Source organism: Microbaculum marinisediminis (genome assembly GCF_025397915.1).
GTDB classification, from domain to species: Bacteria; Pseudomonadota; Alphaproteobacteria; order Rhizobiales; family Tepidamorphaceae; genus Microbaculum; species Microbaculum marinisediminis.
In genome coordinates this window covers 425,467-441,594 of the sequence record NZ_JALIDZ010000004.1, presented here as the reverse complement: position 1 = coordinate 441,594, position 16,128 = coordinate 425,467, and the positions used below count along the sequence as shown (strand labels likewise).

The following is a 16,128-nucleotide window of genomic DNA, read 5'->3' as shown; positions in this document are numbered from 1 at the left end:
CGGCGCGGTGGCCGGGGCCTACCCGGTGGTGCGCCCGCCCGGCCCACCATTTCCGGGCCCGCCATCTCCGGGCCCGCCATTACCGGGGCCATCATTACCGCCATTGCTTGCATTGCCGTCGGGAGCGGGCATGTCCGCCGGCTCGGACGCCTCCGCGTCGAGCGCCAGTTCGTCCGCGTCGAGCGGCAGTTCCTCCACCGCACCGGCCGACCCGGCGGCCTGGCGCTTCGGGTCGATCCGCTGCAGGCGCCAGTTGACGCGCGGGGCGTGGCGGCAACGCCCGTGCAGCACGATCTGCTCGCTGCGGCGCGGCCCGTCGAGGCCGCCCAGATAGACGCTTTCCTCGATGGCGATGTCGGCGCCGCCGGCGTAGAACTCCCAGGACGCGCCGTGCAGCGGGGCCAGGATGACGCGGTTGTGGTCGCGGGTCCGGCTTGCCCGCACAGAGGGGTGCAGGTGGAACCGCACCGCGTAGGGCGCGTTGCCGCCACCGCCGCCGACGCTGGAGAAGACGTCCTCGCCCTCCACCCGGCGGCCGTCGGGACTGACCGCCATGCGCCGCTCGTGGATGATGCCGAAATCGCTGCGATAGCCGTCATGGCTCGCCGCCAGCGAGACGACGTCGGCGTCCTGCCGCTCCACCGTGACGGTGCGCGGCCCCGACAGCATCACCGGACCGAGGGTCTTCAGGACGTACGCGTTGGTGGCGAATCGGCACGACGAGGTGTCGTTCAGCGTCGCCGTCGAATGGGCGGCGGTCGCCCGCGACACCGCCCGCCACTGGGCCGAGCCGAAGGCGGGAACGCCGCAATTGACGATGAGGCGCTGCCCCGCCGCCGACATCTCGAAGGACAGGCAGCCGGCATGCGCCTCGCGGCTCACCGTCGGCGGCGGCGGCGCGCCGGTATCGACGATAACGACGGTGTCGCCGGCCTCGAGCCGCTGGTAGCCGGAATACGACGCGTTCAGCACCGGCGCGCCGCGCGTCTCGTCATAGGCAAGCAGGGTCGCGAGGATGTCGGGATAGGTCGGGCCCATGCCGTTGAAATGCGCCAGCGCGCCGTCGTCGTGCCGGAAGAAGCGCAGCATCGGCATCATCCGGTCGATCGCCGACATCAGCGCGCTCGAGGGGGCGACGTCGCACGCCGCGAAGGTCTGGCGCAGCGGCAGCAGTTCCAGGAGCAGCAGCACCACCGCCTCGGGATTGCGCGAGATGTGCCCGCCGTCGGGCAGCACCTGGCGCACGAGCTCGTCGTCGAGCCAGCGCGCCGCCTGGCGCATCAGCCGCTGCCGCCCGGTCATGCACAGGCCGGCGTGGCAGAGCGCGATGACGGCGATCAAGCGGCCGACCCCGTCCGGCGCGTCATCGGCGGTGCGGATGAGATAGCGCACCTGCCGCGCCAGCGAGCGCATGAAGCGGCGGTAGAAGCCGATATCGGCGCCGCGCAGGATCAGCGGCGAATGGCTGAACCACGAGATCAGCCGCCGCGCCACCACCTCCGGCGCCCAGGCGACCGGGTCCCAGCCGCCGTAGTCCTCGATCCAGTCGGTGATCAGCGCGCGCGCGTGCAGCCGCGTCAGGTCGGTGTCGGAGGCGCGCAGGTGGCGCAGCCAGCCGAACCCGTGCAGCGCCCGCTGCCAGTCCGGCGACGGCGGCGGCGCCGAGAACGGCGATTTGCCGCCCACGTCGATGGCTGCGCCGGCCAGGGCGAAATGGCCGGTATAGAAATCGGCGGCGATGATCGGGTCGGCGGTGCGCAGGTCCTGTGGGGCGACGATGAGACGCTCCGGCGCGCCGGCGGAAAAACGCCAGCGATAGAACGGGCTCGCATAGGCCATGAGCATCGAGCGAACCTGATGCCCGGCCATGATCGCGCCGATCCGCAAACGATCGCCGATTGCAATTCCGGCCATACGCGCCGCCTACTCTTCCTCGATCGCGGGGGATCGCCGGGCGCGCGACACGGTGCCGCCCAGCCCCCGCGAGCTCCATACTGTCCTTAAAAGTTTAATATAATTGAAGTTTAAACAAGCATACCGCTCAAAATCCCGCAGACAGGCTGCCCCGCCTCAGGCGGTGCGGACAAGCCGGGCGGCGAAAAATCCGTCCATACCGCCGTCGCCCGGGGCTGCGCCCTCGGGCCAGGGCGCGTGGCAGGGCAGCGTGCGCAGGTCGCCGTCGGGCGTGATGCACTGGCCAAGGCCGGCGATTTCCGACGCCGCGATCGGCTTGCGCTCGATCGCCAGGCCGCTGCCCAGAATCTTGGAAATCTGCGCCTCGCACTCCTGCGGCTCGAGCGAACAGGTGGCGTAGAGCAGCGTTCCGCCGGGGGTCACCAGGTCGAACGCCCGTCGCAGCAGCCGGCCCTGCAGGTCGGCGAGGCGGGCGATCTCCGCCTCGCGGCGGATCCAGGCGATATCGGGATGGCGCCGCAGCGTTCCGGTCGCCGAGCAGGGCGCGTCGAGCAGGATCGCGTCGAAGCGGGTTCCCGGCTCCCAGGCCGCGGCGTCGGCGACGACGGGTTCGGCGGCAAGGCCGAGCCGGGCGAGATTGGCCTCCAGCCGGGCCATGCGCGAGGCCGACCGGTCGACCGCGGTCACCGATGCCCCGGCGGCGGCCAGCTGCGCCGTCTTGCCGCCCGGCGCGGCGCAGATATCGGCGACCCGCAGCCCGGCGACGTCGCCGAGCAGCCGCGCCGGCAGCGCCGCGGCGACGTCCTGCACCCACCACGCGCCGTCGGCGAATCCCGGCAGCGCGGCGATGTCGCCGGCCTTGGGAATGCGCACCGTGCCGGTCGGCAGCGCCGCGCCGCCGAGCTGGTCGGCCCAGCCCTGCGGATCGGATTTCACCGTCAGGTCGAGCGGCGGCTCGGCCAGATGCGCGGCCATGATCGCCTGCGCGGTCTCGGCGCCATAGGCCGCGATCCAGCGCTGCGCCAGCCAGTCCGGCGCGGTCGCGCGGACGCCGTCGGGGCGGGCCAGCAGCGCCTCGCGATCGCCCGCGACCCGGCGCAGCACCGCGTTGACGAGGCCGCGGAAGTGCCGCCCCGCCCGGTCGGCCGCGGCAAGGCCCACGGCGGTATCGACGACGGCGTGCGCGGGCACGTCGAGGAACAGGATCTGGCAGGCGCCGACCTCGAGGATCGCCATCGTCCGGCCGGCCGATTTCGGCAGCGGCTTGTCGAGATAGGCGCTCAGGAGGGCGCGGATCTGGCCGTGTCGGCGGATCGTCTCGGTCGCCAGCACCTTGACGAAGGCGCGGTCGCGCGGCTCCAGCGCGGCGAGGCCGGCCTGGCCGTGCTCGACGTCGAGGGCGGCATCCAGTGTCTGGCGCCGGTGGAGCGCGTCGTCGACGATCTCGACGGCGATCCGCCGTGCGGCGAGCCCGGCCGGCTCGCGCGCCGGTTTCTGTCTTCTACGGGGAGTGCTCACGGTTTGCGATCAGCCCCACGGTCCGGCGCCGGGCCGCGACCCGGCATTGGGCACGCTGCCCCCCGTCCCGCGACCGGAACCGCCCGCATCTCCGCCGGACGCGCCGCCCCAGGGACCGCCCGAGGACCCGGCATCGCCATAAGGCTGCGTGTAGCCCCCACCCATGCCGCTTCCCATCCCGGCTGCCATCTCCTGCAGCTTGGCGATGCGGTTTTCCGTCGCCGGGTGGGTGGAGAACAGGTTGTCCATGCGCTCGCCGTGCAGCGGGTTGATGATGAACATGTGCGCGGTCGCCGGATTGCGCTCGGCGGCCTCGTTGGGCACGCGCCGGACGCCGCCGGCGATCTTGCCCAGCGCCGAGGCGAGCCACAGCGGCTGGCCGCAGATCTCCGCGCCCATCCGGTCGGCCTCGTATTCGCGCGAGCGCGAGATCGCCATCTGCACCAGCGCGGCCGCCAGCGGCGCCAGGATCATCAGCGCCAGCGTGCCGATGAAGCCCATGTTGCTGTTGCGGTTGCCGCCGAAGAACAGCGCGAAGTTGGCGAGCATCGAGATCGCACCGGCGATCGTCGCCGTCACCGTCATGATCAGCGTGTCGTGGTGCTTCACGTGCGCCAGTTCGTGCGCCATCACGCCGGCCAGCTCCTCGTACGACAGCGTCTGCAGGATGCCGGTGGTCGCGGCGACGGCGGCGTTGCTGGGGTTGCGCCCGGTGGCGAACGCGTTCGGCTGCGGATCGTCGATGATGTAGACCTTCGGCATCGGCAGGTCGGCGTTCCGCGCCAGGTCGCGCACCATCGCGTGGAACTCGGGCGCGGTGGCCTCGTCGACCTCGTGCGCCTTGTACATCTTCAAGACGACCTTGTCGGCGTTCCAGTAGCTGAACGCGTTCATGCCCAGCGCCACCACGAAGGCGATGATCATGCCGCCGCTGCCGCCGAGGAGGTAGCCGACGCCCATGAACAGCGCCGTCATCGCGGCGAGAAGAATGGCTGTCCTGAAATAGCCCGACATGGGTTCCCTGGCCTGTGTTGGTCCGGTGTCTGCGCGCTGCCGCGGATTGATCCCTACGGATTTGTGTCCCGGGTTTTCCTCCCCGGTTTGCCTCCCCGGTTTGCCTCCGCAGGCGATCTGCGTCCTATATGTTGGTTCGATCCCCTCTGGCGACAAGACGAGACCGAATCGCGATGAACGACGCCACGCCTACCGAAACCCGCGAAGAAATAAAGGAAAAACGGCGCCAGGAGGCCGCCGAACGCGCGCTGGCCGAGGCCGAGGCGCGCCGCGCCGCGCAAAAGGCGCAGGACCGGCCGACGGAATATAACGGGCCGCGGGGCCCCGAGCCGACCCGCTACGGCGACTGGGAAAAGAAGGGAATCGCCAGCGATTTCTGACGACGCCCCCCGTCTCGGAAGCGTTACGGCACCGATTCGGCACCATTTCGGCGCCCGCTATCTGCGCGCCTGGTGGCCTGCCACGAGTGGCCCGCCACTAGTGGCCCGGCAGAATCTCCGGCAGCTGCGTCACGATGGCCGTGCCGTCGAGATCCGCCTTTCCCGCGGCAATCATCATCCGGTAGAGCGTCAGCGCCTGCGCCACCATCGGCATCGCCACGTGGTGATGGCGGGCGTCCTCGTTGACCATCTCCAGATCCTTCAGCACCTGCCGGGCATAGCCGCGCGGCACGAAGTCCCTGGCGACCATCCGCTCGAAGGCGACCGGCAGCAGGTTGGAGCCGGCATAGCCGGTGGCGAGCGCCTGGGGGATCTTCGCCGTGTCGACGCCGTGCGCCTCGGCCAGCCGCAGCGCCTCGGCCAGCACGCAATAGTTGGTCAGCACGATGGTCTGGTTGACCAGCTTGGTCGCCTGGCCGGCGCTGACCGGGCCCATATGCGTCAGCGTGCCGAGATCGGTCATCAGCGGGTCGATCCGGCTGATCGCGTGCAGGTCCCCGCCCGCCATGATCGCCAGCGTGCCGGCGCGCGCGGCGTCGGGGCCGCCCGAGACCGGCGCGTCGACGAAGGCCATGCCGGTGCGCTCGGCGAGCACGGCCGCGAGGTCCAGCGTTGCCGCGATCTCGGTGGTCGAATGATCGACCAGCACCTTGCCCTCGAGGCCGCCATTGGCGGCGGCAATGCCATTGTCGCCGACGATGACGTCGGCGACGGCCGCCGTGTTGAGCACGCAGACGAGCACCGTGTCGGCCCGCGCCGCGACATCGGCCGGCGACGCCGCCGCCTCGACGCCCCAGCCGGCGGCCGCCTCGGTCCGGCGCGCGTCGATATCGTAGCCGACCACCCGGCGCCCGGTGTCGATCAGCCGGCGCGTGAACCCTTCCCCCATCAGGCCCAGCCCGATGAATCCCACCGTTTCGCTCATGGCCATTCCCTCTTGGCGTGCAGCCGTACAATGTATGCATTACGGTGCATCGTACGCCCGATGGCAACAGGGCCATGGAAACGGGGATGGGAACGGTCGAGACGATGACGATGAAAGAGGAGACGGCCGCCGACCTGCCGATCATCGACGCCCACCAGCATTTCTGGGACCTGGAGACGAACTACTATCCCTGGCTCTGCGATCCCGAGCCGATCCCGTTCCGCTACGGCGACTATTCTGCGCTGAAGCGGAATTACCTGCCGCCGGACTACCGCTGCGATATCGGGCCGAACCGGGTCGTCGGGACGGTGCACATGGAGGCGGAGTGGGACCGCGCAGACCCGGTCGCCGAGACGCGCTGGCTCGAGGGCGTCGCAGCCGCGCACGGGTTGCCGAGCGCGCTGATCGGCCATGCCGAGCCGGACCGCGCCGATATCGCCGACGTGCTGGCCGGCCACGCGCGAAGCCCTCTGGCGCGCGGCATCCGCCACAAGCCCGCCGCCGCCGCCCGCCCGCGCGACGCCATACGCGGCGCCCGGGGCTCGATGGACGATCCGCGATGGCGCGCGGGCTACGCCCTGCTCGAATGGCACGGCTTTTCCTACGACCTGCAGACGCCGTGGTGGCATCTCGACGCCGCCGCGGAGCTTGCCGCCGACTTTCCCGCGATCCCCGTCATCGTCAACCACACCGGCCTGCCCGCCGACCGCTCCGCCGAGGCGCTCGCCGGCTGGCGCGCGGCGCTGGAGACGGTCGCCGCCCGGCCCAATGTGGCGCTGAAGATTTCCGGCCTCGGCCTGCCGGGCCGGCCCTGGACGGTGGCGGCCAACGGCCCGGTCATCCGCGACGCCATCGCGATCTTCGGCACCGACCGCTGCCTGTTCGCCAGCAACTACCCCGTCGACCGCCTCGCCGGCCCCTTCACCACCATCTTCGATGGCTTTCGCGCCGTCGTTTCCGATCTCCCCCTCGCGGAGCAGCGCAAGCTGTTCCACGACAACGCGCTGCGGATCTATCGGCTGTAGCCGAGGGTGGTAGCGGCCTCAGGACAAGGTGCAGCCCAGCACGCGCGTGCGGCCGCGCAGGATCCTGATCTTGGTGCCGCGCCCGACGCCTTCCGGCCAGTTCGACGGGAACGGCCGCGCATCGGCCTGGCGCCTCGTATCGAAATTGAGGTCGGCGACCAGGTCGCCGTCGACGAGTCTTTCCAGCCTCATCCGGCCGACCGTCGCGCGCTTGACCTTCACCTTGAGCCTGTTGCCGGCCCGGAAGCCGGCGGTCGGACCGGCCTCGAACTCGGTGGTGAACTTTTCGCGGTTGCGCCCGCCGGTACGGACCTCGTAGCGGGCACGCATCGAGATGTCCGTCTGTCCCGTGGCCGTGCATTCGACGCGCGACCGCGTGTCCCTGGCCTCCGCGGTCGCGGACATGGCGAGCGTCGCCAGCAGGACGAACGCTGTGGTCGTCGAATTCCGGATGATCTGCCGTTTCATGCCGTCTCCATCGTGTCGCAGGCCCCACGCGAAACCGGTCGGGTCGGCCCCCAGGGAAGGTGACACCTGCGCATGTCACCTGTGCTTGTCGCGAGAGCCGATACCATCGGGGCGGATAACACCGGGACGGCGCGATCTATTCCGCGATCACCATCGAGGCGGTGCCGGCCGCCGGCGCGCGCGCCAACCACGATAGGAATAAAATCTGGACATGTTCCGGTTTTGTTCCTATGCGTGAGACATGCACCGAGTCGCGCGCCTTGTCCTGTCGCTCCCCGTTGCCGTCGCGATGGCGGCCCTGTGGTTGGCCGTCACATGGGCGGTAGCCGCTTGGCTGGCCCCCGCTGGGGTGACCCCCGCCTGGGTACCCCCGAGGTGGGTGGCGACCGCCACCGCCGCCGAGACGTTGCCGGGGCCGGTGGCGGCGCGGGTGGAGCGGGTCGTCGACGGCGACACCATCGCGGTCACGGCCCGGGTCTGGCTTGGCCAGGACGTGCATGTGCTGGTGCGGGTGCGCGGCATCGACGCGCCGGAGCTGCGCGGCCGCTGCGCCGAGGAGACGCGCCGCGCCCGGGCGGCCACGCGCCGCGCCGCCGCCGCGGTGGCGGCGGGACCGGTCACGCTGTGGCGCATTTCGGGCGACAAGTACCATGGCCGCGTGCTCGCCGACGTGCGCCTGGGCGACGGCCGCGACCTGGCGGCGGTCATGCTCGCGAGCGGCGATGCCCGTCCCTATGGCGGGGCCGGGCGCAAGGGCTGGTGTTCGGGGTGAGGGCCGGCCGGCCCCTATCAGAATGCCCGCATCCGGGTCGCCGTATCAGGATGCCCGCACCTGGCACCCCCCGCATCGGCGGTGTCCGGGCGGCTAGGATGGTGCCAGGATCTACGATCGTGCCAGGTAATTGACGAAGAAGCCGACCCCGATCAGCGAAATGCCGATGGCGTTGATGCAGATGCGCACCCAGGAAAAGCCAGCATAGCCCTGGATCGGCGGGACGGGATTGCCGGTGTGGTCGAGGGGCGGCCGCCCCGTCCGCGAGATGACGTCCCAGGCGAGGCCGGAGGCCGTCGGGAAGAACAGCATCAGGGTTCCGATCACGCCGAGCACGTCGCCCGACCACGGCCACCGCGCGACCAGCCAGCTGGAGACGAGGTACACCAGCGGCACCCAGAGAGCCCAGAAGATCAGGGTTATCACTGCGTGGAGCACGGCCATGTCGGATTACGCCTTGTCCATCAAGGATCAGATTCCGGAGCCTGCGGTTTCGGAGCCCGCCGGTCTGGCGCCGGCCACGGTGATCAGGTCATCCGACGGCTGCCCGTCTCCGGTGACCACCTGCAGATCGCCGGCCCCCGTCACCGGCGCGGTCTGGTCGCCGGGAACGGACATGTTCAGCTTGACCGGATGGTCGCCGTACAGCCGCGCCGGAAGCCTGGCGTCGACGAGATTCGTGATGAAGGCCCGGAAGAACGCCGTCCGGTCGGCGGCGCTCATCGGGGTCTCCTGAACCGTCTTCATGACGGTCCGGATCGCCTCCAGCACGCCGATGGCCTCGCGGCCGGCGAATTTGGCGCCCTCGATGACGAGCGTGACGTTCTCGCCGGCCGGGCCGCCAGCCTCTTCGCCGGCCACTTCGCCGGGCTCGCGCCCCGGGTCCGGCGCCGCGGCCGGTACCGCCAGCATGGCCTCGAGGGACGTGCCGCACGCCGCCAGATAGCTTCTCAGCGTGCCCAGCCGCGTCCCCGGCCCGAGGCTGTTCTCGAGGCGCGAGACCTCGCTCTGGCTGGTCTTCATTGCGCGCGCCTGATCGGCCTGCGTATGGTTTGCCTTTCGCGCGGCGACCATGCGGCGGCGCAGGTGCTCGTACCAGAAGGCGTCCGCGAACTCGGCATCGGACATGGCGGTGTCGGTGAGCAACCGGTACGCGTCGGCCGCGCTTTCGAAGGCCTGGCCGCGATCCGCGATCAGGCTGTCGAAGGACTTGTACTGTTTCGTCTCACGCATGGCGGCCTCGTACGCTTACGACACTTGCTCGATGTAGCTGCCCGGCAGCAGCGCGGCGACGCGCGGGCTCACGATCCCGTTCAGATCCGGGAAATGCCCCTCCGCGATCTCCGTTACGTTCGTCATCGCGATCAGGTACTCGGTTCCATCCGGGTGGCGCAGGAACCAGATCCGGCATCGCGGCACCCGCTTGGGGACCGGAAACAGGTCGAGTATCTGGCCGCCCCAATTGATGTACCGAACCTCGATCGTCTCTCCGGCGGCGGTGTGCAGCAGGCCGGCGCGATCGCTGTCGGGGCCCCATTCGGCGTCGCCCGCATCGGCATAGCCCCAAAGCAGACCGCATAGCTGCCGCTCTTCCTCCAGCTCGGCCCTGGTCGGCGGTTTTCGCAGGATGCCGGCCGGATCGCCCAGAATGGTCTTGACGTCATCCAGGAACAGCGGGTCCGTCCGACGCTTCGAAGGCATTATATCACAAAGCCCATATTATGGGGTTATTGGTATTTTTATCAAGTCCCGGACCACGATCGAAAGTCCAGCGATAGCGGCGCACCCGCCACAACCGGTGTTTGTATCCCGGTGTTTGTATCAAGGGCCGGCTGCAATTTCGAATACGCAATTCGGCTATCGCGCGCGGGCGATCCCCGAACGGCCGCGACCTGGCGGCGGTGGGGCGCGCAAACGGCAACGCCCGGCCCCATCACGGGGCCGGGCGCTGAAGCAGGTGTCCGGAGCGAGTGGCGACGTCTGAGCGACGACGTCTCAGCGGTGCCGGCGCGATCCCCGCTTCCGCAGGGATGACCGGGCGGGGAGCTGCGCCGGCCTACGCCGTCTTCGCGCGGTTCTGCCGGTTGTCGATCAGGTCGTCGACGACGGCCGGGTCGGCGAGCGTCGAGGTGTCGCCGAGATTGGAGAACTCGTCCTCGGCGATCTTGCGCAGGATGCGGCGCATGATCTTGCCCGAGCGGGTCTTCGGCAGGCCCGGCGAGAACTGGATCAGGTCCGGCGAGGCGATCGGGCCGATGTCCTTGCGCACCCACTGGACGAGTTCCTTGCGCAGGTCCTCGTTCGGCACCTCGCCCGCCATCAGGGTGACATAGGCGTAGATGCCCTGGCCCTTGATGTCGTGCGGGTAGCCGACGACGGCGGCCTCCGAGACCTTCGGATGGGCGACCAGCGAGGATTCGACCTCGGCCGTGCCCATGCGGTGGCCGGAGACGTTGATGACGTCGTCGACGCGGCCGGTGATCCAGTAGAAGCCGTCCTCGTCGCGGCGGCAGCCGTCGCCGGAGAAGTACAGGCCCTTGTAGGCGGAGAAGTAGGTCTGCACGAAGCGCTCGTGGTCGCCGTAGACGGTGCGCATCTGGCCGGGCCAGGAGTCGAGCATCACCAGGTTGCCCTCGGCCGCGCCCTCGAGCAGCGTGCCGTCGCCGTCGACGAGGCCCGGCTGCACGCCGAAGAACGGCCGCGTCGCCGAGCCGGGCTTCAGCCCGGTGGCGCCGGGCAGCGGCGAGATCAGGATGCCGCCGGTCTCCGTCTGCCACCAGGTGTCGACGATCGGGCAGCGGCCGTCGCCGACCACGTTGTAGTACCACAGCCAGGCTTCCGGGTTGATCGGCTCGCCGACCGAGCCGAGCAGCCGCAGCGAGGCGCGGCTGGTCTTCTTGACCAGCTCCTCGCCGGCGCCCATCAGCGCGCGGATCGCCGTCGGCGCGGTGTAGAGGATGTTGACCTGGTGCTTGTCGCACACCTCCCAGAACCGCGCCGCGGTCGGGTAGTTGGGCACGCCCTCGAACATCAGCGTGGTGGCGCCGTTGGCCAGCGGCCCGTAGACGATGTAGCTGTGGCCGGTCACCCAGCCGACGTCGGCGGTGCACCAGTAGATGTCCCCGTCATGGTAGTCGAAGACGTACTGGTGGGTCATCGCGGCGAACACGAGATAGCCGCCGGTGGTGTGCAGCACGCCCTTCGGCTGGCCGGTCGAACCCGAGGTGTAGAGGATGAACAGCGGGTCCTCGGCGTTCATCTCCTCGGCCGGGCAGTCGCCCGCCACGTCTTCCATCTCCTCGTGCAGCCAGACGTCGCGGCCGTCCTTCCAGCCGATGACGCCGCCGGTGCGCCGCACCACGACGACGCCGGTCACGCTCGGGCACTTCTCCAGCGCCGTGTCGGTATTGGCCTTCAGCGGGATCTTGCGGCCGCCGCGCAGGCCCTCGTCGGCGGTGATGACGATGTTGGAATCGCAGTCCTGGATGCGCCCGGCCAGCGAATCCGGCGAGAACCCGCCGAACACCACCGAGTGCACCGCGCCGATGCGCGCGCAGGCCAGCATCGCGTAGGCGGCCTCCGGGATCATCGGCATGTAGATGGTGATGCGGTCGCCCTTCTTGGCGCCGAGCTTCTTCAAGACGTTGGCGAAGCGGCAGACGTTGTCGTAGAGCTCGCGGTAGGTGATCTTGGCGTCGTCGGCGGGGTCGTCGCCCTCCCACAGGATCGCCACCTGGTCGCCGCGCGTCTCCAGATGCCGGTCGATGCAGCTCGCCGTGACGTTGAGCGTGCCGTCCTCGAACCATTTGATCGAGACGTTGTGCGGGTCGTAGGAGGTGTTCTTGACCTTCGTGTACGGCTTGATCCAGTCGACGCGCTTGCCGTGCTCGCCCCAGAATCCGTCCGGGTCGTCGACCGAGTGCTTGTACATCTCCTGGTATTTCGCGTCGTCCACGTAGGCGCGCTTTGCCCAAGCCTCGGGCACCGGAAAGAGCGATTGATCCATTGGCCAGACCTCCCTGGTATTTCCCTGGTATTCCCCTGGTATTCCATCGTCGCGCTCGCCGTTATCCGGCGGCGCCGCGTATCGCGCGCATTATGCGGATCGGCCGTGGGGCGGGCAATGTCGGAACCGTCGAACTTTGGTCGACGGCGACGATTCGCCCCGCTTTCGGCCGGACCCGCGGGATTTCAGACTCCGAACAGGCCGATAATCGCGCCCATCAGCACCAGAACCACCAGCCAGTGACCGGCGTCGATCAGCGTCAGCGTCACCTTGGAGCCCTGGAACGAATCGTTGACGGCGATCGTCGTGGCGACGAAGCCGAGCCAGAGGAAGGCCGCGCCGATGATGCCGTTCTGCAGGTTGATCTGGCCGAGATGGCCGAGCACACCGGCAAGCATGAAGGCCATCAGCAGCTGCGCCACGCCGGCGACGACGAAGGGCCCCGGCTTCGGGGTCGTGTCTCCGGGCGCGCGCCCCTGCGCCATCAGCCAGGCATTGCCGAACGCCTTGTACCACAGCGCGCTGGCGACGAAGCCGACGACCGCCGCGATGACCACGGCGAGATAGTTGATGCCGTCGAATACCATGTCCGGTGTCTCCCCTCGGAACGAGATTCCCGTCGATGTGTAGCCCAGGCCGGCGCCCGAGCGAAAGCGCCTCGGCGCATTTCCCCCAACGTCCGGCGCTTGAACACCTGGCGCTTGAACACCCGGGCCCTCGGCCTTTGGTCGGTCACGCCCGGGCGACGAGCCGCCATACCGCCGTGCGCTTGATCTCCGCGTCCTCCAGCGCCCGCGTCGTCGGCACGCCGTGCTCGGCGAGTTTCTCGAGCCGCGCCCGCGGCAGGTAGCTGCGCCCCGGATCGCCGATCAGGACGGTGGCGCCGGCATCGCGGCAGCGGTCGAGAAACCGCAGCACCCGGCCGGCAAGCGGCTTTTCGTAGAACAGGTCGCCGACCAGGACAGTCTCCGGGACGGCACCCTCGGGCGTGCCACCGGGGATATCGAGCGGTCCGTCGAGCAGATCCGCCGCGGCCACGTCGACGCGAACGCCGTTCAGCGCGGCGTTGAGGCCGATCGCGGCGGCCGCCCAGCGGTCGGGGTCGGCGGCGGTCGCGCCGGCCGCGCCGGCGCGCATCGCGGCGATCGCCACCAGCCCGGACCCGGCGCCGAGATCGAGCACGCGACGGCCCCGCACGGTTTCGGGGTGATCCAGCACGTACCGGGCCAACGCCTGCCCGCCGGCCCAGGCGAACGCCCAGAACGGCGGCGGCAGGCCCATCTCGCCGAGCTCCTCCTCGGTCTTGCGCCACAGCGGCAGCGCCTCGTCGGCCACGCGCACCGTGATCTCCGGGCACAGCGGCACCGGCCGCGGCCGCGTGTTGTCGCAAATAAAGGCGGCCCGGTCGTCGGTGTCCCGCACGGCTCCGTCAGGAGCCGGCAGGCTCACGTCAGGCCGCCCATCTTGCGGATGATCTTCCATTCCTGCGCCGTGACCGGCTGCACCGACAGCCGCGAATTGTTGACCAGCACCATCTCGGCCAGCGTCGGTTCGGCCTTGATGGCGTCCAGCGTCACCGGGTTCGGCACCGCCTCCACGGCGGCGATGTCGACGCACTCCCAGGTGCCCGAGCCGTCGGTCGAATCGGGATGCGCCTCGACGACCACCTCGACGATGCCGACGATCCGCTTCTCGTTCACCGAGTGGTAGAAGAAGCCGAGGTCGCCCTTCTTCATGGCGCGCATGGTGTTGCGCGCCTGATAGTTGCGCACCCCGTCCCACTCCTCGCCCTTCTTGCCCTTCTTCACCTGATCGTCCCAGGACCAGGTGTTGGGCTCCGACTTGAACAGCCAATAGGCCATGCCGCCTCTCCGTTTGTTTCGTTTGGTCGAACCGGGTTGCCTCCGGCGCCGTCAGTGTTCCTCGCGGAACGGACGCGACAGCAGCGCCTCTATCGCCGTATCGACGCTGGCGCGTCCGGCGACGACGGCGGCGACCGCCGCGCAGATCGGCATCTCGACGTCCAGCTTCGCCGCCCGGTCGACGACCGCCGGTGCCGTCCACACGCCTTCGGTGACCGCCTTGCGGCCGCCGAGGATGGTGTCGACCGTGTCGCCCCGTCCCAGGGAGACGCCGAAGGAATAGTTGCGCGATTGCGGGCTGGTCGCCGTCAGCACCAGGTCGCCGAGGCCCGACAGGCCGGACAGGGTCTCGGGCCGCGCCCCAAGCGCACGGCCGAACCGCGTCAGCTCGGCGAAGCCGCGCGCCACCAGCGCCGCGTGCGCGCTCGCCCCCAGCGCCTTGCCGACGACGACGCCGCAGGCGATCGCGAGAACGTTCTTCACCGCCCCGCCGACCTGGACGCCGGTCAGGTCGCTCGACCGGTAGGGGCGGAAGGCGCTGTAGCCGATCGCCTCGACCAGCGTCCTGCCGACCGCCTCGTCGGCGCAGGCAAGCGTCACCGCGGTCGGCAGGCCGTGCGCCACGTCGTCGGCGAAGCTCGGCCCCGACAGCACCGCCGGCACCGCCTGGGGCAGCGCCTCGGCGACGACGTCGGACATGAAGGCCTCTGTGCCGCGCTCGATGCCCTTGGCGGCGATGACGACGGGGCGGCCGGCCGGCAGCACGCCGGCCATCTCCTGCGCCACGCCGCGCACCGCCTGGGCCGGCACCGCCAGGATCAGCACGTCGGCGGCGCAGGTCTCCTCGAGCGACCGGGTCGCGACGATCCCCGCGTCGAGCGCGACGCCGGGCAGCCGCATCCGGTTCTCGTGGTGCCGGTTGATGTCCTCGACGGTCTTGACGTCGCGCGCCCAGAGGCGGACCGGGCGTCCGGCCCGCGCCGCGACGCTGGCGAGCGCCGTTCCCCAGGCGCCGCCACCGATGACCCCGACCGTTCCGACAGCGCTCATGCCGCCTCCACGTCTTCCAGGCTCCAGCGCGCCCGGGCAGGCGCGTCGAGCGTGTCGGTCGCTCCGCGCGCCAGCCGCTCGCAGCCGGCCCAGGCGACCATGGCGGCATTGTCGCCGCACAGCTTCAGGGGCGGCGCCACCAGCCCGGCCCCGTGCGTTGCCCCGTGCGCGGCAGCAAGCGCCTCGAGCCGCGCCCGCACGGCCTGGTTGGCGGCGACGCCGCCGGCCACCACCAGCACCGGCGCGGCGCCGGTCTCCTCGGTAAACCGCAAAAGCGCATTCCCGGTGCGGTCGGCGAGGCTGTCGACGACCGCCGCCTGGAACGCGGCGCACAGGTCGGCGACGTCGGTTTCCGACAGCGGCGCGATCCGCTGCGCCTCGATCCGGACCGCCGTCTTCAGCCCGGAAAACGAGAAGTCGCAGCCCGCCCGGCCGGTCATCGGCCGGGGGAAGGCGAACCGCGCGGCATCGCCCTTCAGCGCCTGCGCCTCGACCGCCGGCCCGCCCGGCCAGCCGAGGCCCAGCATCTTGGCGACCTTGTCGAAGGCCTCGCCGGCGGCGTCGTCGACCGTCGTACCCCAGCGCCGGTAGCGGCCGACATCCTCGACCTTGACGATCTGGGTGTGGCCGCCGGTGACGAGCAGCAACAGATAGGGAAAGGCAAGGCCGTCGGTCAGCCGCGCGGTCAGGGCGTGGGCCTCCAGATGGTTGACCGCCACGAAGGGCTTGTTCGCCGCCGCCGCGATCGCCTTGCCGGTCATCAGCCCAACCAGCAGCCCGCCGATCAGACCCGGCCCGGCCGTCGCCGCGATGCCGTCGAGGTCGTCGAGACCGCAGCCGGCTTCAGCCAGCGCCTGCGCGATCAGGCCGTCCAACGTCTCCACATGGGCGCGCGCGGCGATTTCCGGCACGACGCCGCCATAGGGCGTATGCTCGGCAAGCTGGCTCAGGACCACGTTCGACAGGATGCGGCCCGAAAAGCCGTCGCCGTCGCCCGTGCGGGCGACGACCGCCGCGGCGGTTTCGTCGCAACTCGTTTCAATACCGAGGACGCGCATCTCTGGTTCCGGTCGATTGGCGGATTTCATTCCACTTCGCCCGTCTCTATAGTCGCCGCCGACCCCGACTGTCACC

At 70.1% G+C, this 16,128-nt stretch carries 17 protein-coding genes; 3 read left to right on the top strand and 14 right to left on the bottom strand.

What is annotated here, in order from left to right:
- Window positions 1–18 precede the first annotated feature (18 nt).
- The 3 genes from MUB46_RS10980 to htpX all read right to left on the bottom strand — a co-directional run bounded on the left by MUB46_RS10980 (window position 19) and on the right by htpX (window position 4,446).
- On the bottom strand, window positions 19–1,914 hold the full coding sequence (locus MUB46_RS10980; protein WP_261615938.1) for a heparinase II/III family protein: 1,896 nt from the start codon (window positions 1,912–1,914) through the stop codon (window positions 19–21).
- A 156-nt stretch (window positions 1,915–2,070) separates the two neighbouring features.
- A complete protein-coding gene (locus MUB46_RS10975; RefSeq protein WP_261615937.1) occupies window positions 2,071–3,432 on the bottom strand; it encodes an RsmB/NOP family class I SAM-dependent RNA methyltransferase in 1,362 nt (453 codons plus the stop codon).
- 9 nt (window positions 3,433–3,441) lie between these two features.
- The gene (htpX, locus tag MUB46_RS10970) at window positions 3,442–4,446 is read right to left on the bottom strand and encodes a zinc metalloprotease HtpX (protein ID WP_261615936.1); all 1,005 of its coding nucleotides are present in this window, start codon (window positions 4,444–4,446) and stop codon (window positions 3,442–3,444) included.
- Window positions 4,447–4,619: 173 nt separating this feature from the next.
- Between htpX and MUB46_RS10965 the strand changes: the two genes are divergently transcribed.
- A complete protein-coding gene (locus tag MUB46_RS10965) occupies window positions 4,620–4,826 on the top strand; it encodes a DUF1674 domain-containing protein (protein ID WP_261615935.1) in 207 nt (68 codons plus the stop codon).
- Between the two features lie 97 nt (window positions 4,827–4,923).
- Here MUB46_RS10965 and MUB46_RS10960 read toward each other — a convergent pair whose 3' ends face one another.
- Entirely contained in the window at window positions 4,924–5,811 is an 888-nt protein-coding gene (locus tag MUB46_RS10960; RefSeq protein ID WP_261615934.1) for an NAD(P)-dependent oxidoreductase, read from the bottom strand.
- An 86-nt stretch (window positions 5,812–5,897) separates the two neighbouring features.
- Here MUB46_RS10960 and MUB46_RS10955 point away from each other — a divergent pair, with 86 nt between their 5' ends.
- Entirely contained in the window at window positions 5,898–6,836 is a 939-nt protein-coding gene (locus MUB46_RS10955) for an amidohydrolase family protein (RefSeq protein ID WP_261615933.1), read from the top strand.
- An 18-nt stretch (window positions 6,837–6,854) separates the two neighbouring features.
- Here MUB46_RS10955 and MUB46_RS10950 read toward each other — a convergent pair whose 3' ends face one another.
- Window positions 6,855–7,304 carry a hypothetical protein gene (locus MUB46_RS10950; protein WP_261615932.1) on the bottom strand — a complete coding sequence of 150 codons (450 nt, stop codon included), beginning with the start codon at window positions 7,302–7,304 and terminating at the stop codon, window positions 6,855–6,857.
- Between the two features lie 379 nt (window positions 7,305–7,683).
- Here MUB46_RS10950 and MUB46_RS10945 point away from each other — a divergent pair, with 379 nt between their 5' ends.
- Window positions 7,684–8,076: a thermonuclease family protein gene (locus tag MUB46_RS10945; protein WP_261615931.1), complete on the top strand. Its 393-nt coding sequence runs from the start codon at window positions 7,684–7,686 to the stop codon at window positions 8,074–8,076.
- Between the two features lie 111 nt (window positions 8,077–8,187).
- Here MUB46_RS10945 and MUB46_RS10940 read toward each other — a convergent pair whose 3' ends face one another.
- The 9 genes from MUB46_RS10940 to tsaD all read right to left on the bottom strand — a co-directional run bounded on the left by MUB46_RS10940 (window position 8,188) and on the right by tsaD (window position 16,052).
- Window positions 8,188–8,520, bottom strand: a complete 333-nt coding sequence (locus MUB46_RS10940; protein ID WP_261615930.1) for a hypothetical protein — start codon at window positions 8,518–8,520, stop codon at window positions 8,188–8,190.
- Window positions 8,521–8,547: 27 nt separating this feature from the next.
- Window positions 8,548–9,309, bottom strand: coding sequence for a helix-turn-helix domain-containing protein (locus MUB46_RS10935; RefSeq protein ID WP_261615929.1), 762 nt, complete (start codon window positions 9,307–9,309; stop codon window positions 8,548–8,550).
- Between the two features lie 15 nt (window positions 9,310–9,324).
- The gene (locus MUB46_RS10930; RefSeq protein ID WP_261615928.1) at window positions 9,325–9,777 is read right to left on the bottom strand and encodes a hypothetical protein; all 453 of its coding nucleotides are present in this window, start codon (window positions 9,775–9,777) and stop codon (window positions 9,325–9,327) included.
- 355 nt (window positions 9,778–10,132) lie between these two features.
- On the bottom strand, window positions 10,133–12,082 hold the full coding sequence (acs, locus tag MUB46_RS10925; protein WP_261615927.1) for an acetate--CoA ligase: 1,950 nt from the start codon (window positions 12,080–12,082) through the stop codon (window positions 10,133–10,135).
- A gap of 185 nt (window positions 12,083–12,267) precedes the next feature.
- Entirely contained in the window at window positions 12,268–12,669 is a 402-nt protein-coding gene (locus tag MUB46_RS10920) for a DUF1761 domain-containing protein (protein WP_261615926.1), read from the bottom strand.
- 145 nt (window positions 12,670–12,814) lie between these two features.
- On the bottom strand, window positions 12,815–13,531 hold the full coding sequence (locus MUB46_RS10915) for a class I SAM-dependent methyltransferase (RefSeq protein ID WP_261615925.1): 717 nt from the start codon (window positions 13,529–13,531) through the stop codon (window positions 12,815–12,817).
- Window positions 13,528–13,944, bottom strand: a complete 417-nt coding sequence (locus tag MUB46_RS10910) for an EVE domain-containing protein (RefSeq protein ID WP_261615924.1) — start codon at window positions 13,942–13,944, stop codon at window positions 13,528–13,530. Before MUB46_RS10910 ends, MUB46_RS10915 begins: the two co-directional genes overlap by 4 nt.
- A gap of 51 nt (window positions 13,945–13,995) precedes the next feature.
- Window positions 13,996–14,994 (bottom strand): NAD(P)H-dependent glycerol-3-phosphate dehydrogenase, encoded by a 999-nt coding sequence (locus MUB46_RS10905; protein WP_261615923.1) that lies wholly within the window; start codon window positions 14,992–14,994, stop codon window positions 13,996–13,998.
- Window positions 14,991–16,052: a tRNA (adenosine(37)-N6)-threonylcarbamoyltransferase complex transferase subunit TsaD gene (gene tsaD, locus MUB46_RS10900; RefSeq protein WP_261615922.1), complete on the bottom strand. Its 1,062-nt coding sequence runs from the start codon at window positions 16,050–16,052 to the stop codon at window positions 14,991–14,993. Before tsaD ends, MUB46_RS10905 begins: the two co-directional genes overlap by 4 nt.
- Between the last annotated feature and the right edge of the window lie 76 nt (window positions 16,053–16,128).